At 67.1% G+C, this 19,443-nt stretch carries 18 protein-coding genes; 6 read left to right on the top strand and 12 right to left on the bottom strand.

The window, feature by feature from the left end; translation table 11 throughout:
• Nucleotides 1–5: 5 nt before the first annotated feature.
• Nucleotides 6–452, bottom strand: coding sequence for a type II toxin-antitoxin system RatA family toxin (locus ABL838_RS14765; RefSeq protein ID WP_126019549.1), 447 nt, complete (start codon nucleotides 450–452; stop codon nucleotides 6–8).
• A 63-nt stretch (nucleotides 453–515) separates the two neighbouring features.
• Here ABL838_RS14765 and smpB point away from each other — a divergent pair, with 63 nt between their 5' ends.
• The 6 genes from smpB (at nucleotide 516) to ABL838_RS14735 (ending at nucleotide 4,847) form a co-directional block, all read left to right on the top strand.
• Entirely contained in the window at nucleotides 516–992 is a 477-nt protein-coding gene (gene smpB / locus ABL838_RS14760) for an SsrA-binding protein SmpB (RefSeq protein ID WP_176663953.1), read from the top strand.
• 94 nt (nucleotides 993–1,086) lie between these two features.
• Complete coding sequence (locus ABL838_RS14755; protein WP_418125748.1) at nucleotides 1,087–1,455, top strand: hypothetical protein; 369 nt, start codon at nucleotides 1,087–1,089, stop codon at nucleotides 1,453–1,455.
• A gap of 15 nt (nucleotides 1,456–1,470) precedes the next feature.
• Entirely contained in the window at nucleotides 1,471–1,986 is a 516-nt protein-coding gene (locus tag ABL838_RS14750) for an RNA polymerase sigma factor (RefSeq protein WP_418125747.1), read from the top strand.
• A 22-nt stretch (nucleotides 1,987–2,008) separates the two neighbouring features.
• Entirely contained in the window at nucleotides 2,009–2,833 is an 825-nt protein-coding gene (locus tag ABL838_RS14745; RefSeq protein ID WP_418125746.1) for an anti-sigma factor family protein, read from the top strand.
• 94 nt (nucleotides 2,834–2,927) lie between these two features.
• A complete protein-coding gene (locus ABL838_RS14740) occupies nucleotides 2,928–3,323 on the top strand; it encodes an ATP-binding protein (RefSeq protein ID WP_126019540.1) in 396 nt (131 codons plus the stop codon).
• A gap of 99 nt (nucleotides 3,324–3,422) precedes the next feature.
• Nucleotides 3,423–4,847 (top strand): hypothetical protein, encoded by a 1,425-nt coding sequence (locus ABL838_RS14735; RefSeq protein WP_418125745.1) that lies wholly within the window; start codon nucleotides 3,423–3,425, stop codon nucleotides 4,845–4,847.
• A 9-nt stretch (nucleotides 4,848–4,856) separates the two neighbouring features.
• On the opposite strand, the gene ABL838_RS14730 is transcribed toward ABL838_RS14735, so the two are convergent.
• The 11 genes from ABL838_RS14730 to ABL838_RS14680 form a co-directional block, all read right to left on the bottom strand.
• The gene (locus ABL838_RS14730; protein ID WP_418125744.1) at nucleotides 4,857–5,774 is read right to left on the bottom strand and encodes a DMT family transporter; all 918 of its coding nucleotides are present in this window, start codon (nucleotides 5,772–5,774) and stop codon (nucleotides 4,857–4,859) included.
• Between the two features lie 46 nt (nucleotides 5,775–5,820).
• Nucleotides 5,821–7,659: a translational GTPase TypA gene (gene typA / locus ABL838_RS14725; protein WP_126019534.1), complete on the bottom strand. Its 1,839-nt coding sequence runs from the start codon at nucleotides 7,657–7,659 to the stop codon at nucleotides 5,821–5,823.
• Complete coding sequence (truB, locus tag ABL838_RS14720) at nucleotides 7,656–8,612, bottom strand: tRNA pseudouridine(55) synthase TruB (RefSeq protein ID WP_418125743.1); 957 nt, start codon at nucleotides 8,610–8,612, stop codon at nucleotides 7,656–7,658. Before truB ends, typA begins: the two co-directional genes overlap by 4 nt.
• 2 nt (nucleotides 8,613–8,614) lie before the next feature.
• Nucleotides 8,615–8,986 (bottom strand): 30S ribosome-binding factor RbfA, encoded by a 372-nt coding sequence (gene rbfA, locus ABL838_RS14715; protein WP_019652808.1) that lies wholly within the window; start codon nucleotides 8,984–8,986, stop codon nucleotides 8,615–8,617.
• Nucleotides 8,987–9,103: 117 nt separating this feature from the next.
• Nucleotides 9,104–12,067, bottom strand: a complete 2,964-nt coding sequence (gene infB, locus ABL838_RS14710) for a translation initiation factor IF-2 (protein ID WP_184638108.1) — start codon at nucleotides 12,065–12,067, stop codon at nucleotides 9,104–9,106.
• A 24-nt stretch (nucleotides 12,068–12,091) separates the two neighbouring features.
• A complete protein-coding gene (nusA, locus tag ABL838_RS14705; protein ID WP_184638110.1) occupies nucleotides 12,092–13,585 on the bottom strand; it encodes a transcription termination factor NusA in 1,494 nt (497 codons plus the stop codon).
• Between the two features lie 16 nt (nucleotides 13,586–13,601).
• Entirely contained in the window at nucleotides 13,602–14,246 is a 645-nt protein-coding gene (rimP, locus tag ABL838_RS14700; RefSeq protein ID WP_418120472.1) for a ribosome maturation factor RimP, read from the bottom strand.
• 189 nt (nucleotides 14,247–14,435) lie between these two features.
• Nucleotides 14,436–15,644: a YbfB/YjiJ family MFS transporter gene (locus tag ABL838_RS14695; RefSeq protein ID WP_126019524.1), complete on the bottom strand. Its 1,209-nt coding sequence runs from the start codon at nucleotides 15,642–15,644 to the stop codon at nucleotides 14,436–14,438.
• A gap of 19 nt (nucleotides 15,645–15,663) precedes the next feature.
• Nucleotides 15,664–17,325, bottom strand: a complete 1,662-nt coding sequence (locus ABL838_RS14690; protein WP_418125742.1) for an ABC transporter ATP-binding protein — start codon at nucleotides 17,323–17,325, stop codon at nucleotides 15,664–15,666.
• On the bottom strand, nucleotides 17,325–18,383 hold the full coding sequence (locus ABL838_RS14685; RefSeq protein WP_240650478.1) for an ABC transporter permease: 1,059 nt from the start codon (nucleotides 18,381–18,383) through the stop codon (nucleotides 17,325–17,327). The genes ABL838_RS14690 and ABL838_RS14685 overlap by 1 nt, the downstream gene beginning before the upstream one ends.
• Nucleotides 18,376–19,389 (bottom strand): microcin C ABC transporter permease YejB, encoded by a 1,014-nt coding sequence (locus ABL838_RS14680; RefSeq protein WP_126019520.1) that lies wholly within the window; start codon nucleotides 19,387–19,389, stop codon nucleotides 18,376–18,378. Before ABL838_RS14680 ends, ABL838_RS14685 begins: the two co-directional genes overlap by 8 nt.
• Nucleotides 19,390–19,443: the final 54 nt, after the last annotated feature.

The following is a 19,443-nucleotide window of genomic DNA, read 5'->3' as shown; positions in this document are numbered from 1 at the left end:
CGCGCTCAGGACGAGCCGTAGACCTGCTCGGCGCGCTTGACGAAGGCCTCGACCAGGCTGGACGCGATGGTGTCGAACACGGGGCCCACGAGCGCCTGCAGGGCGAAGTTGCTGAAGCCGTAGCTCAGATGCAGCTCGACGCGGCAGGCCCGCTCGCCCTGCTCGCCCACGGGCGTGAACTTCCATTTGCCGTCGAGGTTGGAGAACGGGCCGTCGACCAGCTTCAGCTGCACCTCACGCCCCGGAACATGGGTGTTGCGGGTGGTGAAGCTCTGGTGCAGGCCGGCGAATGCGAGACCGACTTCGGCCGTCATGCCGGCCTCGTCTTCCTCGATGACGCGCGACTTGTCGCACCACGGAAGAAACTGCGGATACTTGGCCACATCGGTGACGAGCGCATACATCTCTTCGGCGCTGTACCAGATGAGGACGGACTTGTTGACTGTTTTCATAGAATCGGCACAGCGTGCGCGACGGATTGTATTGAAGCCATGCAGCCCCCATATTCCCGAGTCATGGCCACCAAAAAACAAGATACCTCCTCCCGCATCGCCGACAACAAGAAGGCCGCGTACAACTATTTCTTCGAAGAGCGCTTCGAGGCCGGCATGGTCCTGGAAGGCTGGGAAGTCAAGTCCCTGCGCGAAGGCAAGGTGCAACTCACCGACGGCTACGTCGTGATCCGCAACGGCGAACTCTTCGTGCTGGGCTGCCAGATCAACCCGCTCAAGAGCGCCTCCACCCACGTCAACCCGGATTCGGTGCGCACCAAGAAGCTGCTGCTGAAAAAAGACGAGATCCGCCGCCTGATCGGCAAGGTCGAGCAAAAGGGCTACACGCTGGTGCCGCTCAACCTGCACTGGAAGGCCGGCAAGGTGAAGTGCGAGATCGCGCTGGCCAAGGGCAAGGCCGAGCACGACAAGCGCGACACCATCAAGGACCGCGAAGGCAAGCGCGAGGTCGAGCGCGCGATGAAGAGCCGCAACCGCTGAACTTTTTTTGCGGGGCGACGGAATAAAAGCCAGGCTGCGGGCGTTTGTGCGGTTGTCACCGGAACGCCGGTGTCGCCAACACAAGGAGTTCTCCATGTCGCCTTTCCGTGCATCTTCCGCCGTTCTGCTCAGCGCCGTTCTCGCGCTCCCCGCCTTCGCCCAGCCCAAGCCCGCCGACGGTGCGCTCGTCGGCCCGAACGGCATGACGCTCTACACCTTCGACAAGGACACGGCCGGCAACGGCAAGTCGGTGTGCAACGGCGGCTGCGCCACCAACTGGCCGCCCTTCATGGCCGCCGATGGCGACAAGCCCAGCGGCGACTTCACCATCGTCACCCGCGACGACGGCAAGAAGCAGTGGGCCGCCAAGGGCTGGCCGCTGTACTACTGGGCCAAGGACACGAAGCCCGGCGACAAGACCGGCGACGGCGTCAACGGCACCTGGAAGACCGCCAAGCCCTGACCAGCCAGCCACCCCATGGACGCCCGCCTGCTCGTCGAGCACATCCCGAGCCTGCGCCGCTACGCGCGGGCGCTCACGGGCAATGCCTGGGCGGCCGACGACCTGGTGCAGGACACGCTGGAGCGCGCCTGCGGCAAATGGCGACTGTGGGTGGTGGGCAGCGACCTGCGCGCCTGGCTCTTCACCGTCATGCACAACATCTTCGCGAGCCAGGTACGCCGCACGCCGCCGCCCCACGCCGTGGTGCCGCTCGACGACGTAGCGCACGAGGTGCAGGGCCTTGCCGACCCGGGCCGCGATCAGGGCACGGGCCTCGACCTTCAACGCTGCCTGATGCAGCTGCCCGAGGAGCAGCGCGCCGTGCTGCTGCTGGTGACGCTCGAAGACCTGTCGTACGCCGAAGTCGCCAAGGTACTCGGCGTTCCGGTCGGCACGGTGATGTCGCGCCTCTCGCGCGCCCGCGTCCGGCTGCAGGAGCTGATGGACGGCGCGTCGGTTCCGGCACGCCCCGGCCTGCGCCGTCTCAAGTGAACCAACCCGCCGCCGCAAGATCATGAACCGCCCCGCCCCGCCCCCTACCGACGACGAGCTGCACGCCTGGGTCGACGGCCAGCTGGCCCCGGACTGCCGCGATGCGGTCGAGGCTGCGATCGCGCGCGATCCTGCTGTGGCCGCCAAGGTCGCGGCATGGCATTCGCAGCGCGATGCACTGCGCCGGCTGCACGGCGAACTGCTCGATGCGCCGATCCCTGCGCCGCTGATGGGCGCGCTCGATCGCAGCCAAGGCGGCTCCTGGATGCGCTGGGGCGGGCTGGCTGCCGGCCTGCTGGTCGCATTCGCCGCGGGCTGGATCGGGAATGCGCAATGGGCCCAGTGGTCTGTACCGCGCGCCGGCGCGCAGCTGGCCCGCGCACCCGCCCTGCGCGAATTCGTGCACGACGCCTCGGTGGCCCATGCCGTCTACGCGCCCGAGAAACGGCACCCGGTCGAGGTCGCTGCATCCGAGCAGCAGCATCTGGTCCAGTGGCTCTCCAGACGCCTCGACCGCCCGCTGAAGGTGCCCGACCTCTCCAGCCAGGGCTACACGCTGGTCGGCGGCCGCCTGCTGCCCGGCGAGACCGGCGCGCGCGCCCAGTTCATGTTCGAGGATGCCACTGGCGAACGCGTGACGCTCTACGTCGGCACCCTGGACGCACGCACTGCCAGTGCCTCGCCGACAGCCCCTTCGACGAACGAGACCGCCTTCCGCTTCGCCTCCGAAGGCCCCGTGCCGAGCTTCTACTGGGTGGACCAAGGCTTCGGTTATGCCATCGCCGGCAAGCTGCCGCGCGACCTTTTGCTCAAACTTGCGACCCTCGCCTACCGCGATTTGTCTTGACGACCGCATAAACTGCCGGGTCGCGCATCCCCCTCGTCCGGTGCTTCGCCACCGGCCCTGGTTTTCGCGATTTTTCAACCGAAGGAGAAACTGCATGAAATTGCTCAGCGCCTCGATCCTCGCGGCGGCCCTGCTTGCCGGCTGCGGCAGCATGTCCAACAAGACCGCAAGCGCACCCGACACGCCCACCCGCACCGCCGACGGCGTGCTGGTCGGGCCGAACGGAATGACGCTGTACACCTTCACCAAGGACACCGCCGGTGCCGGCACCTCCGCCTGCAACGGCCAATGCGCCGCCAACTGGCCTCCGCTGGGCGTGGCCGACACCGCAAAGCCCATCGGTGGCTACACCATCATCATTCGCGAAGACGGCAAGCGCCAGTGGGCCTACAAGGGCTGGCCGCTGTACTACTGGGCCAAGGACGCCAAGCCAGGCGACAAGACCGGCGACGGCTTCGCGAACGGCGCCTGGAAGATCGCCCGTCCCTGATCGACATCAGGCTCGACTTGCAAACGCCGGCTCCCGCCGGCGTTTTTCTTGCCGGTTCCCCCGGTACGGGGCCGGCGCCGCACACGGCAGAATCCCCGCATGACTCCCGACGCCAATCCGGACGCGTTCCGCGCCCTGCTGAACCAGGGCCTGATCAGCGATGCGCAGCACGGCGCCGTGCTCGCCCACCCCGAGACCGCAGCACTCCCTCCGCTGCCGAGCCCGGCCCATGCACTGGCATGGATGCGCGTGCGCGGCCTCGTCACCGAGGCAGAACAGCACGCCGCGGTCGACCGTATCGACGAGGACGCCCCGCACTGGGACGACGCCACGGACACAGCCATCGACGCCGACGACCTCTTCGAACTAGCGGAACAGGGAATCACGCACGAAGCCGTCGAATCGCTCTGCAAGGACTCCCTGATCGACGCCGAGACGCGCGACATGGCGCTGATCGAAACACCCGTCGTGGGCGCCGTGCCCGCCTCCCCCATCGCCACGCTGGCCTGGCTGGCCACGGAAGGTCCGCTCGAAAGAGAGCGCTTCGACGCCCTGCGTGCCCAGGTCGCAGCCGAGCCGGCCTTTGCCACGGCCGTCGAGCGCGTGCGCATCGTGGCCGGCGCGCAAGCACTCATCGAGGCGGACGAGCAGGCCGTGAAGGCATGGCAGGCGCGCCAGAAACGCACCAGCCGCATCGGCGCGCTGAAGTTCGCCGTGGCGGTGGCGGTGATCGGCGGCGGGATCGGCTGGTATGCCTTCGCTCCGGCCAGCGTGCCCGCCTGCGATGCCGCGTCCACCCGGAAGACGCTCGACAGCCTCATGCGCCGCGTGAGCATGGACGCGCGCATGCGCCGCCTCGATCCCGACGCGGGAGCCGTGATCGAAACGCCCACCGTCGGCGGCATGCGCGAAGTCGGCTACCGCAAGCCGGAGCGCATCCGCGGCTGCACCGCGGTCATGACCCAGGGCGACAGCAGGGAGCCGATGGCCTACACCATCGGCCCCACCGAACCGAAGGGCGACGACATGGTGGTGCGAGGCGCGGATGTGGCCATCGTCGAGGCCCGCTTCGGGAATCTCGACGCCGACGGCCGGCCGCTCTACAACGCCGAGCCCATCGGCCGCGAGGCGATGGAGAAGGCTTTCCGCGAAGGCGCGGCGCCGCTCGGCTCCGCGCGGACGGCCTCGGCCGCGCGCATGCGCCCGCGCACCGACTCCGGCCTCGTGCGCAAGGACCCCAACCGTTCGCGGGCAATTGCCGAGATCGAGCCCACCGGCCCCTGCCGAAAGCTGGGGGACGGCACGGGCCACGCCTGCCCGCTGGTCGTCGAATACAACGACAGCCTGATGAGCGCTCTTTCCGGCAGCGACAGCTCGCTGCCGGTCAAGGGTGAATTCACCTTCGTGGAAGACGACAACGGCGGCTGGCGCGTGGGCGACGATTTCGCCCAGACCTTCATGCGCAAGGTGCTCGAGGCGCGCATGGGCAGCATCGGCGTGCCGAATCCAAGCCTGCCGCAGTAGCGAAAAAAGTCAGTGCGCGCCCGGCACCGCGGTGTCGGCAACGGCGGTGCGCCGTCCGCGCAACGCCAGCAGCTCGTTGAACACAAGGGCGCCGATCACCAGCGCGCCCCCGGCCAGCACGCTTGGCGCGGGTTGTTCGCCTGCACCGATCCAGGCCAGCGCGATGCCGAAGATCACTTCCAGCAAGGCCAGCAGCGCGACCTCGGGCGCCTTCAGCACCTGGGCGCACAGCACCGAGAGCACGCACGGAATGGCGAGCTGGAACACGCCCAGGAAAGCCAGCAGCCCGAGATCATGCGCGCCGGCCCGGAACGGCCACGCCAACGGGAGCGTGAAGAGCGCCGTGATCACCGCGCCGGTGAGCACCGCCGGCACCAGGTCGATCTTGTGGCCCTTGGCCTGAGCGTGCTGAACCACGGTCCAGTTCGCCGCGCCCGCCAGCGGTACGCACAGCGCGAGCAGCGTGCCAGCCAGCGACCCGCCACCGCCTGCCATCAGCTGCGTGCCATACATCCAGCCGATGCCCGCCCCCGCGACCACGATGGCCAGCCAGGTACGCGCCGGCAGCCGGTGCCCAATGAAGAATCGCGCCGCCAGCGCCGTGAACAGCGGCCCGAGCGACATGGTGACCAGCACGCTGGCCGTCGAAGCCAGCGTGAGCGCGACCATGAAGGCCGTGAACATCACGGCCCAGCACACGCCGGAGATCCAGATCTCGCGCCCGCCGCGGCGCAATTGGGAGAACACGGCGCGTCCGCGCCAAAGCGGCAGGATCACCAGCAGCGCCAGCGTCGTGAAGAGGCTGCGCCAGAAGGTGATCTCGAAGCTGTGCGCCTGCGTCAGATGCCGCGTGACGACGCCCGCCGTGCCCCACATCAGGGTCACGACGACCATCAGCCAGACGGCGCCGCCGTGCGTCAGGCGCATGGAGAGAGAAGAAAAAGAACGGTGCCTTGCGAGCGGCCGTTCGATCTCAGCCCTGCATCAGGTCGCGGCTGGCGCGCTTGCGCTCGTGCTCCTTCAGGAAGCGCTTGCGCAGGCGCACGCTCTTGGGCGTGATCTCGACCAGCTCGTCGTCCTCGATGAACTCCACGCCGTATTCGAGCGTGAGTTCGATCGGGGGCGTGATCTTGACCGCGTCTTCCTTGCCCGAGACGCGGAAGTTCGTCAGCTGCTTGGTGCGCGTGGCGTTCACCACCAGGTCGTTGTCGCGGCTGTGGATGCCGACGATCATGCCTTCGTACACCGGGTCGTTCGCCTTCACGAACATGCGGCCGCGGTCGTCCAGCTTGCCCAGCGCGTAGGTGAAGATTTCACCGTCGTCCATCGAGATCAGCACGCCGTTCTTGCGGCCGCCGATGTCGCCCTTGTGCGGCTCGTAGCTGTCGAAGATGTTGCTGATGAGGCCCGAGCCGCGCGTGAGGTTCAGGAACTCGTTCGTGAAGCCGATCAGGCCGCGCGCCGGAATGCGGTATTCGAGGCGCACGCGGCCGCGGCCGTCCGGTTCCATGTTGACCAGTTCGCCCTTTCGCTCGCCCAGTGCCTGCATCACGCCGCCCTGGTGGCCTTCCTCGATGTCGGCCGTCACCAGCTCGATCGGCTCATGGCGCTCGCCGTCGATTTCGCGGAACACCACGCGCGGCTTGGACACGGCCATTTCGTAGCCTTCGCGGCGCATGTTCTCCAGCAGGATGGTCAGGTGCAGTTCGCCGCGGCCCATCACTTCGAACACGCCCTCTTCGCTGGTCTCGTTCACGCGCAGAGCGACGTTGTGCTGCAGTTCCTTCTGCAGGCGGTCCCAGATCTGGCGGCTGGTGACGTACTTGCCTTCGCGGCCGGCCAGCGGGCTGGTGTTGACGCAGAAGTTCATCGTCAGCGTCGGCTCGTCGACCTTCAGCATCGGCAGAGGAGCCGGGTTGGCCGGGTCGGTGACGGTCACGCCGATGCCGATGTCGGCAATGCCGTTGATCAGCACGATCTCGCCCGGGCCGGCTTCGGTGGCCTGCACGCGGTCCAGGCCCTGGAAGGTCAGCACCTGGTTCACGCGGCCCTTGATGGTCTTGCCATCGGGGCCTTCCATGACCAGCACGTCCATCATGGGCTTGAGCGTGCCCTGGCTGATGCGGCCCACGCCGATGCGGCCGACGAAGGTCGAGAAGTCGAGCGCGGAAATCTGCAGCTGCAGCGGCGCGGCCGGGTCGCCCTTCTGCGAGGGCACGTGCTTCAGGATGGTGTCGAACAGGGCCGACATGTCGGGGCCCCACTGCTCGCCCTGCGCGCCTTCTTCCAGCGACGACCAGCCGTTGATGCCCGAGGCGTACACCACCGGGAAGTCGAGCTGCTCGTCGGTCGCGCCGAGCTTGTCGAACAGATCGAAGGCGGCGTTGACCACCTTGTCGGGGTTGGCGCCCGGCTTGTCGACCTTGTTCACCACCACGATGGGCTTCAGGCCCAGCGCCAGCGCCTTCTTGGTCACGAAGCGGGTCTGCGGCATCGGGCCTTCCTGGGCGTCGATGAGCAGCAGCACGCCGTCGACCATCGAGAGAGCGCGCTCCACCTCGCCGCCGAAGTCCGCGTGGCCGGGGGTGTCGACGATGTTGATGTGGGTGCCCTTCCAGCTCACGGCGCAGTTCTTGGCCAGGATGGTGATGCCGCGTTCCTTTTCGATCGCGTTGTTGTCCATCACGGTGTCGACCACTTTTTCGTGCTCGGCGAAGGTGCCCGACTGGCGCAGCAACTGGTCGACCATCGTGGTCTTGCCATGGTCAACGTGGGCAATGATGGCGATATTGCGGATTTGCTTGGTACTCATGGTGTCGCTTCGGTCTGTTGTGCGTTCAAAAGAATTTGCTGGATTTCGATGGGGTTCAGCAAGCGCCCCGGAATCAGTTCGCCGGCCTTGACGTGGGCCGTGCCGAGGAAAGCCGGCGGCTGGGCGCCGAAGACGGCCACCTCGTCAGCATCGGCCCAGGCCCCGCGGCGGCGCAGGCCCGAAAGAAAGCGTGCCGCATCTTCCGTGCCCAGCGTGACGCGGCTGTGGCCGCCCACGAGCGATTCGGCCGGCAGGAGCTGCGCGAGACGCTCCTCTTCGTCCATGGCCTCCAGCACCTCGATGGTGACGCACTGGGCCTCGGCGAAGCCGCCGGTCGCGACGCGCCGCAGCGAGCTCAGGTGCGCGCCGCAGCCGAGCGCCTCGCCGATGTCTTCGCCGAGGGTGCGGATGTAGGTGCCCTTGCTGACGGAGGCGAGGATGCGGATGGTGTCGCCGTCGATCGCCCGGAGTTCGAGCTTGTGGATGACGACGTCGCGCGGCGCCCGCTCGACCTCCACCCCTTCGCGGGCGTACTCGTACAGCGCCTTGCCGTCTTTCTTGAGCGCGCTGTGCATCGGCGGCACCTGGCGGATCGGACCGGTGAACTGCGCCTCGACGCGAGCCAGGTCCTCAGGGGTGACATGGACGGGACGCCGGGAAACAACCTCGCCCTCGGCATCGCCGGTGGACGTCTTCACGCCAAGGCGGGCCGTGGCCACGTAGGTCTTGTCGGCGTCCAGGTGCAGCTGGCTGAACTTGGTGGCGGCGCCGAAGCACAGCGGCAGCACGCCGGTGGCCAGCGGGTCGAGCGTGCCCGTGTGGCCCGCCTTCTCGGCGCGCAGCAGCCACTTGGCTTTCTGCAAGGCCTGGTTGCTGGAGAAACCCAGCGGCTTGTCGAGCAGCAACACCCCATGCACAGGGCGCCGCTGCACCCTTGTGCGTGGCGCGTTCATGGCTAGTCGTCTTTCGAGCGCGAAGCGACGGCTTGTGCGATGAGCGCGTTCATGTCGGCCGCACGCTCGGTGGTGCGGTCGAACACGAAGTGCAGCGTCGGCACGGTGTGGATATGCAGGCGCTTGAACAAGCCGTTGCGCAGGAAGCCCGCGGCCTGGTTCAGTGCCTCGGTCGTTTCGGCCACGTCGCCCGTGAGCAGGCTGAAGAAGACCTTCGCGTGCGCGTAGTCGGGCGTGACCTCGACGGCCTGGAGCGTGACCATGCCCACGCGCGGGTCCTTCAACTCGCGCGCGATCAACTCCGTCAGATCGCGCTGGATCTGATCGGCGACCTTGAAGGCGCGGTTGGGAGCGGCTGCTTTTTTCTTAGGCATTCGATAAATCACTAGCGTCGCGAGATCGGGCTCAGTGCAAGGCGCGCCGTCGCAGACAGTACTTCAGTACGGCAAGACGGCTGCAACGCGGCAATGAGCCCGATATCGCGGCGCGCTTTACAGCGTGCGAGCGATCTCCTTGATCTCGAAGAATTCGAGCTGATCGCCCTCTTTGATGTCGTTGAAGTTCTTGAGCTTGATACCGCACTCGAAGCCTTCGCGGACTTCGCGCACGTCGTCCTTCATGCGCTTGAGCGAGTCGATCTCGCCGGTGTAGATCACCACGTTGTCGCGCAGCAGGCGGAAATGCGCACTGCGGTTGACAGAACCCGAGGTGATGTACGAACCCGCGACCGTACCGATCTTCGAGGCAACGAACACCGTGCGGATTTCGGCCGAGCCGATGATTTCCTCGCGGCGCTCCGGCGCCAGCATGCCCGACATCGCGACCTTGATCTCGTCCACGGCGTCGTAAATGATGCTGTAGTAGTTCAGCTGCACGCCGTTGCTCTCGGCCAGCTTGCGCGCACCGGCGTCGGCGCGCACGTTGAAGCCGATCACGACCGCCTTCGAGGCGATGGCGAGGTTGATGTCGCTTTCGCTGATGCCGCCAACGCCGGCGTAGACGACCTGCACCTTGACCTCGTCCGTCGCCAGCTTGAGCAGCGACTGCGACAGCGCTTCCTGCGAGCCCTGCACGTCGGCCTTGATGATGATGCGCAGCGTCTGCACTTCGCCCGCCGACAGGTCGGTGAACATGTTCTGCAGGTTCGCGGCCTGGGCCTTCGCCAGCTTGGTGTTGCGGAACTTGCCGGCACGGTAGGTGGCGATTTCGCGCGCACGGCGCTCGTCGCCCATCACCATGAACTCGTCACCGGCCTGCGGCACTTCGGTCAGGCCCTGGATCTCGACCGGGATCGACGGGCCCGCGGACTTGGTCGGCTTGCCATCCTCGTCCAGCATGGCGCGCACGCGGCCGTAGGTCGAGCCGGCCAGCACCACGTCGCCGGTCTTCAGCGTGCCGGACTGCACCAGCACGGTGGCGACCGGGCCGCGGCCCTTGTCGAGCTGCGCTTCGATGACCAGGCCCTTGGCGGCGGCATCCACCGGCGCCTTGAGTTCCAGCACTTCGGCCTGCAGCAGGACCTGCTCGAGCAGGTCGTCGATGCCCTGGCCGGTCTTGGCCGACACGCCGACGAACGGAACGTCGCCGCCGTACTCCTCGGGCACGACTTCCTCGGCCACCAGTTCCTGCTTCACGCGGTCCAGGTTGGCATCGGGCTTGTCGATCTTGTTGATCGCGACCACGATCGGCACACCAGCAGCCTTTGCGTGCTTGATGGCTTCCTTGGTCTGGGGCATGACGCCGTCGTCGGCCGCCACCACCAGGATCACGATGTCGGTGGCCTGCGCGCCGCGGGCACGCATGGCCGTGAAGGCCTCGTGACCCGGGGTGTCCAGGAACGACACCATGCCACGCTCGGTTTCCACGTGGTAGGCGCCGATGTGCTGCGTGATGCCGCCGGCTTCGCCCGCGGCGACCTTGGCGCGGCGGATGTAGTCCAGCAGCGAGGTCTTGCCGTGGTCGACGTGACCCATGACGGTCACGACCGGAGCGCGCGGCAGCGGCTCGGCGATCTGCGCCGACACGTCCTCGTCGGTGAAGGCTTCGGGGTCGTCCAGCGCGGCGACCACCGCGTTGTGGCCCATTTCCTCCACCAGGATCATGGCGGTGTCCTGGTCGAGCGACTGGTTGATGGTCGCCATCTGGCCCAGCTTCATCAGCTGCTTGATGACTTCCTGCGCCTTGACGGCCATCTTGTGCGCCAGTTCGGCCACGGTGATGGTTTCGGGCACGTGCACTTCGAGCACGCGTGCCTCGACCGGTGCGGCCGGCACGTGCTGCTCTTCATGGCCTCCGCGGTCGTTGCCACGGCGACCGCGCGGGCCACCGCGCCAGTTGCTGCGGCCCACGCCGCCGCTGGCGTCGCCGCGGGTCTTGATTTCCTTCTTCTTGGCCGGATCGCCAGCCCAGCTCGACGAGAGCTTCGCGGACTTGACTTCCTTGCCGCTGCCGGGCGCGGCGGGAGCCGCTGCAGCGCCGGGAGCCGCGGGCGCACCCGCGCGCGCTGCCGGAGCGGTCGGCTTGTGCAGCGTGCCCTTGACGCCACCAGCCTTCTCGGCCTGCGGCTTCTCGGGCGCCTTGTGCGGCACCAGCACGCGGGCGGGCGCGTTCATCATGGCGCGGATGGCCTCGGCCTCAGCCAGGGCCTTGCGGCGGCGCTCGTCCAGATCGCGGGCGCGCGCGGCTTCTTCCTCGGCGCGGGCCTTGGATTCGGCGGCGGCCTTGGCCTTCGCGTCTTCCTTGGCCTGGGCGGCCTTCTGCTCGGCTGCTGCCTTTTCGGCAGCAGCAGCATCGGCGGCAGCATTGACCGCGGCAGCCGCAGGCGCAGGGGCAGCGACCGGTTTGGCGGCGGCAGCAGCAGCCGCGGCCGCAGCGGCAGCCTTCTTCTCGGCTGCTTCGGCGGCGGCGCGCGCAGCTTCCTGCTCGGCTTTTTCAGCCTTCTCGGCCTGCTCGCGTTCGCGTGCCTCGGCCTCCTCGCGCTGGCGGCGCTTCTCGGCCAGCTCTTCTTCCTGGCGGCGGATCAGTTCGGCCTGGCGGCGTGCCTCTTCCTCGCGGCGGGCCAGTTCGGCCTCGTCGATGCGAGGGGCCGCGGGAGCCGCAGCGGGCGCCTCGACGGCGGCAGGCGTCGTCTCGGAGGCGGCGGCCAGGTGGCCGTCGTCGCGCTGGATGAAGGTGCGCTTCTTGCGCACCTCGACCTGGATGGTGCGGGCGCGGCCGGTGGAGTCGGCCTGCTTGATCTCGCTGGTCGACTTCTTGGTCAGCGTGATCTTCTTGCGCTCGGGCTCGACAGTGCCGTGGCTGGCCTTCAGGTGGCCGAGCAGGCGCTGCTTGTCGGCCTCGGTGAGGGCGTCGGCGGCGGAAGCCTTGGGCACGCCTGCGCTCTTGAGCTGGTCAAGCAAGGTTTCGGGAGTCTTCTTGAGCTCGTTCGCGAACTCGGCGACAGTGGTACTGGACATATTGGTTTCGTGCCTCCATGACCGTCACTCTTGGCCGGCGAACCAGTGTTCGCGGGCCTTCAAGATGAGGGCTTTGGCGTCATCGGCGCTCTGGCCGGTGATCTCGGTGAGTTCATCGACCGCGAGGTCGGCAAGGTCGTCACGGGTGTTCACGCCCGCTTCGTGCAGCTTGGGAATCAGCTCGGGGTTCAGGCCTTCGAGGTCGCGCAGGTCCTGCGACACCGCGGACTGCGACTCGACGCCCTCTTCCTTGGCGATCTCCATGGTCAGCAGCGCATCCTTGGCACGCGCGCGCAGCTCGTTGATGGTGTCTTCGTCGAAGGCCTCGATCTCCAGCATCTCGGAGATCGGCACATAGGCCACTTCCTCGAGGCTGTTGAAGCCTTCCGAGATGAGGATGTCGGCGATCTCCTCGTCGACGTCGAGCTTCTCCATGAAGAGCTTGCGGCTGGCGTCGGTTTCGCTCGCCTGCTTCTGGGCCGACTCGTTGGCGTCCATGATGTTGATCTTCCAGCCGGTGAGGTCGGAAGCCAGGCGCACGTTCTGGCCGCCGCGGCCGATGGCGATGGCGAGGTTCTCCTCGTCGACCACCACGTCCATGGCGTGCTTTTCCTCGTCGACCACGATCGACGACACGTTGGCCGGAGCCAGCGCACCGATCACGAACTGGGCCGGGTCTTCGCTCCACAGGACGATGTCCACGCGCTCGCCGGCGAGCTCGTTGGTCACGGCGTTGACGCGGGTGCCGCGCACGCCGACGCAGGTGCCGATCGGGTCGACGCGCTTGTCGTGCGAGAGCACGGCGATCTTGGCGCGCGAGCCCGGGTCGCGGGCGCAGCTCTTGATTTCGAGCAGGCCCTGCTCGATCTCGGGCACTTCCTGGCGGAACAGCTCGATCATGAACTCGGGCGCCGAGCGCGACAGGATGATCGGCGCGCCGCGCAGCGTCAGGTCGACCTCCATGATCATGGCGCGCACGCGGTCGCCGTTGCGCAGGTTCTCCTTGGCGATCATTTCGCTGCGGCGCAGACGGCCTTCGACGCGGCCGGCCTCGACGATGATGTCGCCCTTGTCCAGGCGCTTGACGGTGCCGACGAAGATCTTGTCGCCGCGCGACATGAAGTCGTTGAGCAGCATTTCGCGCTCGGCGTCACGGATCTTCTGCAGGATGACCTGCTTGGCGGCCATGGCGCCGATGCGGCCGATGGGCACCGAGTCGACGGCCTCCTCGATGTACTCGCCGACCTCGATGTCGGGCATTTCTTCTTTGGCTTCGAACAGCAGGATTTCCTGGTCGGGCAGCTGCAGGCCGGCCTCGTCGGGCACGACGTGCCAGCGGCGGAAGGTTTCGTAGTCGCCGCTGTCGCGATCGACCGAGACGCGGATGTCCACATCGCCCTGATGGAGCTTCTTGGTGGCCTGCGCCAGCGCGGACTCGACCGCGCCGAAGACGACGTCACGCTCGACGTTCTTCTCGCGCGAGATCGCATCCACCAACATCAACATTTCGCGATTCATGCCACCACTCCTCTGGTCAGTCCGGAACCTGCGTTCCGTCGTCAATATCCGAAAAACCCGGCTGGGTTCTGGCCTTGCGGCCCTTGAAATCCACAATTGGCGCGAGCCGCGCCTCGCGCAGTTCGTCCAGCGCGAAGCCGAGCGCCTGCAGCGTTGCGGGCGCGCGCTTCTTGCTCACTTTTTGACCCGGCTTGGGCTCGGGCGCATCGCTCCAGACGATCTGCCAGCCCGGGGCGCCGGCGCCCTCTACCTGTGCGGCCCGCTCCAGCGTGCCGCGAAACTTCTTGCGGTTGGCCGCCACCTGGCCGGCCGCGGCGGCACCCATCGGCGCCTTGAGCGTGATGTCGATCACCTCGCCCACGAAACGCTCGAAATCCTGCTCATTGCGCAGCGGCCGGTCAATACCCGGCGAGGACACCTCGAGCCGCTTGTAATCGACGCCGTCGACCTCGAGCGCGAATTGCAGCTGGCGAGTGACCTTCTCGCAGTCCTCGACGGTGACGAAAGGTTCCGGCAGGCCAGCGGCCGCAGCTTCGGAGTTGGGGCCTTTCCAGGGCAAATCAATCGTCACGCGCAGCAATCCCCCGGCCGAACGCTCGATCTCGACCAGGTCGTAGCCGAGACCGGCTACGGTTTGTTCCACTATTTGCTGCAATGCCACGTGTTCGAAAGCGCCTTTAAATGCCCGGCCCTGCCATCCGCCCGCCACGGATGCCAGATAGCCATGAATGAAAGCCTGGAATGGATGGACCAAAAAAAACGGGCGGTTGGTACCCGCCCGTTTGGTCGTGAGCCTCGAATTATATGCTATTTGCGCAATTAATGAAGGGCTCCCAAACGCCCTGACCCGCTATTGCGGGGTCCCCACGGCCGCGCGGCGCGATTTGAACCAGACGAAGGCGAACAGCACCGCCCCGAGCGCCAACGCAGCCGCCGCAACCAGCAAGGGCAATTGGAACGACCCGGTCCGCTGCGCCAGCGGCGCGGCGAACAGCGGCCCGACGATCTGCCCCACCCCGTACGAGGCCGTCGCATAGCCGATCAGCCCCGCCGCCGCGTTGCCGCGCAGCCGGCGCGCATCCCGCATCGCAAAAAGAGTGATGGCGGTGAACGGCATGCCCAGCAGCAGGCTGCCCAGCGCGAACCCGGGAATGCTGGGCCACGCCACCGAAAGCACCACGCCCAGCGCCTGCAGCGCATAGGCCACGGCCAGCAGCAGCCGGTTGTCCCAGTGCGTCGGCGCACGGGCACCGATCAGCGCCCCCGGAATGATGGCCGCCCCGAACAGCGGCCAGAAGAAATCCGGCCAGGACGACCCCGGCAGCGCTTGCCGGGCGATCACCGGCAGGAAAGTGGCCGTGATGATGTAGCCGAAGCCCGCCAGTCCGTAGAGCACGACCAGCCAGATCGCGTCGCTGCGGTCGTCCGGCCCGGCAATGCGGGCCGCCGCAGCCGGCGCCGGAGCCGCCGCACCGCCGGCCGGCGCAATTTCGCCGTCGTCGAACACCCGCCAGATCAGGGCGATCAGCACCACCGCGAGGATGCCCAGCCCTATCCAGCCCGCGTCCGAGCCCCACCGCCCCAGCGCACCGCCCAGCAGCCCGGTCATGGCGATGCCTATCCCCGGCCCCGTATAGATCACTCCGGCCAGCGTCGGCGCATTCGTCTCCGCCAGCCGGCGCAGCCCCCAGCCCGAGGCGAAGACGAAGACCCAGGCGCTCATCACGCCCGCCGCCGTGCGCAGCACGCCCCAGCTCGCGAAGCTGTGCAGCAGCCCCATGCCCACCAGCAGCGCGGCCGTGGCCAGCAGGCCGCCGCGCACCATGCTCGATGCCTTGATGCCGATCGCCGCGCAGCTCACGGCGCCGAGGAAGTAGCCCAGGTAGTTGAGCGACGCCAGCACCCCGCCGGCAGCCAACTCGAGCTTTCCTTCGTGCAGCATGATGGGCAGCATGGGCGTGAAGGCGAAGCGCCCCAGGCCCATCGCCACCGCGAGGGTGACCATGCAGGCAAGCGCCGCGCGCCATGCACCGCGCCGGTCGCGTCCGATTTCCGACATTCTTCTTGCAGTCTCCGTCTTATTCCAGCAGCGCGGCGGCCACCAGCTTCTTCGTATAGGGGTGCTCGGGCGCGTCCAGCACCTGTTCGACCCGCCCGGTTTCGAGGATGGCGCCGTCCTTCATCACGATGACGTTGTGCGCCATCGCACGGATCACCTCCACGTCGTGCGTGATCAGCAGGTAGCTCAACCCCCGCTCACGCTGCAGCCGCTGCAGCAGGCCCAGCACCTGCTTCTGGATCGTGACGTCGAGCGCGCTCGTGGGCTCGTCGAGCACCAGGAGTTGCGGATCGACGATCAGCGCCCGGGCGATCGCCAGCCGCTGCCGCTGCCCGCCCGAGAACTCGTGCGGATAGCGATCAAGCAGCGCCGGAAACTGCGCCTCTGTCAGGCCGACGTCGGCCAGCGCGGCCAGCGCACGCGCGCGGCGCGCCTCGACACCCAGCTCCGGCGCATGCACCCGCAGCCCTTCGCCCACGATCTGCTCCACCGTCATGCGCGGAGAAAGCGAGGAGAACGGATCCTGGAACACCACCTGCATCACCCGGCGCAGCGCCAGGTCGGAGGCCCGGTCCACCGCCCAGCCCTTGCCGGCGACCGTGAGCGCGCCCTTGTGCTTCAGCAATCCCAGCGCTGCCAGCGCCAGTGTCGATTTGCCCGAGCCCGACTCGCCGACCACGCCCAGCGTCTCGCCGGGCGCGATGCGGAAATCGGCGCCCTGCACCGCCACGAATTCGCCCTTGCCGAACCAGCCGGCAAAACCCGGTTTCGGCACCGGATAGCTCACGCGCAGCGCCTTCGCCTCGATCAGCGGCGACGTGCCGGCGTTCACGGCCACGGCTGCCACGTCACGCTCGGGATGGCTGTCGATCAGCTTGCGCGTGTAGGGATGCTGCGGCGCCTCGAACACCGAGGCCACCCGGCCATGCTCGACGATCTGACCGCCTTCCATGACCACCACGCGATCGGCGAAGCGGCGCACCAGGTTCAGGTCGTGCGTGATGAGCAGCACCGCCATGCCGTGCTTGCGCTGGAGGTCGGCGAGCAGGTCGAGGATCTGCGCGCGCACGGTCACGTCGAGTGCGGTGGTCGGCTCGTCGGCCAGCAGCAGGCGCGGCTTGCAGGCGAGCGCCATGGCGATCATCGCGCGCTGGCGCTGGCCTCCCGAGAGCTGGTGCGGGAACGCCCTGGCCCGCCGCGCCGGCTCGGGAATGCCCGTATCGGCCAGCAGCTGGACCGCCGCCGCCTGCGCCTCCCGTTTCGAGAGGCCCTCGTGCAGCTCGAGCACCTCGGCGATCTGGTCGCCCACGGTGTAGAGCGCGTTCAGCGCGGTCATCGGCTCCTGGAAGATCATGGCGATCTCCTTGCCGCGGATGCCGCGCAGTTGACGCTCAGGGATCGACAACAGGTCGCGCGGCACCTGCTGTTTCTGCTCCTTCTGCCCGTTGCCGAAGAGCCGGGCGCTGCCCGAAAGCTCGGCGTTCTGCACCAGCCGCAGCAGCGACAGTGCGGTGACGGTCTTGCCCGAGCCCGATTCGCCGACGAGCGCAAGCTTCTCGCCCGCGGCCATCCGGAAGTCGATGCCGTGCACCACCTCCTTGCCGCCGAAGGCGATGCGAAGGCCATCCACTTCGAGAAGAGGCTGCCGATTGCCGGCGGTTTGTTGTACGTCGCTGCTCATCACTTGTCGGCCTTCCGGGGATCGAGAGCGTCGCGCAGGGCGTCGCCCATGAAGGTCAGCAGCATGAGCGTGACGACCAGCACAACGAAGGTCGACAGCGAAATCCACCAGGCATCGATGTTGCCCTTGCCCTGGCTCAGCAACTCGCCCAGCGACGGCGTACCGGGCGGCACGCCGAGCCCTAGGAAGTCGAGCGAAGTCAGCGCAAGGATCGCCGCGCTCATGCGAAACGGCAGGAAAGTAACGACCGGCACCATGCTGTTGGGAAGGATGTGGCGCCACATGATCTGCAGGTTGCCCACGCCGAGCGCCCTCGCCGCGCGCACGTAGTCCATCTGCCGGTTGCGCAGGAACTCGGCACGAACGTAGTCGGACAGCCCCATCCAGCCGAACAGGCTCAGCAAAATCAGCAGCAGCGCCACGCTGGGCGTGAAGATGGCGCTGAAGATGATCAGCAGGTACAGCTCCGGCATCGCGCTCCATATCTCGATCAGTCGCTGGAAGGTCAAATCGGTCTTGCCGCCGAAGAAGCCCTGTACCGCGCCGGTCGCAACGCCCAGCACCACGCCGATCACCGTGAGCGCCAGCGCGAACAGCACGCTCACGCGGAAACCGTAGATCAGCTGCGCCAGCAGGTCACGCCCCCGCTCGTCCGTGCCGAGCAGGTTTTCGCCCGAGGGCGCCGCGGGGTTCGGCGGTTTCGAGAAGTAGTTGAGCGTGCTGGGACCGTAGCGGTTGGGCGCGTAGATCGCCCAGTTGCCGCCCTGCGTGATGCGCTGCTCGATGAATGGATCGAGGTAGTCGGTCGGCGTCTCGAAATCGCCGCCGAAGGTTTTCTCGGAATAGTCGCGCAGTACAGGGAAATAGGTCTGACCCTCGTAGCGCACGATGAGCGGCTTGTCGGTGGACAGCACGTCGGCGAAAAGGCTCAGCACCACAAGCGCCGAGAAAATCACCAGGCTCCAGAACCCGAGCGGATTGCGGCGAAAGCGGCGCCAGGCGCGGCGCCCCGGGCTCACCGACACCACGGCGGGTGCTTCGTTCTTCTTGTCAGTCAAACTTCACCCTCGGATCGACCCAGACGTAGCAGAGATCGGAGATGAGCTTGGTCACCAGTCCGATCAGCGTGAACAGATAGAGCGTGCCCAGGAACACCGGGTAGTCGCGTCGCAGAACGCTCTCGTAGCTCAGAAGGCCCATGCCGTCGAGCGAGAACAGCGTCTCGATCAGGAGCGCACCCGCAAAGAAGGCGCCGATGAACGCCGCCGGGAAGCCAGTGATGATCGGAATCAGCGCATTGCGCAACACGTGCTTCCACAGGACCTGGCGCTCGGCCAGCCCCTTTGCGCGCGCCGTCAGCACGTACTGCTTGCGGATTTCCTCCAGGAAGGAATTCTTGGTGAGCATCGCGGTGATCGCGAAGCTGCCGAGCACCATCGCCGTGACCGGCAGGGTGATATGCCACAGGTAATCGACGATTCGCGCGCCCCAGCTCAGCGACTCCCAGTTCGGCGAGGTCAGCCCGCGCAACGGGAACCACTGGAGCTGGCCGCCGAAGATCACCAGCAGCGCCACGCCCAGCACGAAGCCCGGAATGGCATAGCCGACCAGCACCAGAAGCGTGGTCAGGAAGTCGAAGCGCGAACCGGCGCGCACCGCCTTTGCCACGCCGAGCGGCACCGCTATGAGGTAGCTGATGAAGAAGGTCCAGAGCCCGAGGCTGATGGAGACTGGCAGCTTCTCCTTGATGAGCTGCCATACGTCCTTGCTCTGGAAGAAGCTCTTGCCCAGGTCGAAGCTGGCGAACTGCTTGAGCATCTGCCAGAAACGCTCCGGCGCTGGTTTGTCGAAGCCATAGAGCGCCTTGATTTCCGCCACCTGCCTGGCATCGAGGGCGCGCCCGGCGGGACCGCCGGAGATGCGGTTCTCCTTGTTCGTCAGCTGCGACAGCAGTTGCTCGGCGGGACCGCCCGGAACGAATTGGACAATGATGAAATTGATCAGCAGCACCCCGAACAGCGTGGGAATGATCAGCAGAAGGCGTCTGAGGAGGTAGGCGGCCATGCGGTCTGGTCTGCTCGTGTCTCGGTTTGCTTATGGGTTGCTGGTCCGTCCGCC

Source organism: Variovorax sp. 160MFSha2.1, assembly GCF_048305075.1.
GTDB lineage: Bacteria > Pseudomonadota > Gammaproteobacteria > Burkholderiales > Burkholderiaceae_C > Variovorax > Variovorax guangxiensis.
Note: the sequence above shows the minus strand (reverse complement) of the source record. Positions and strands in the feature narration are given on the sequence as shown.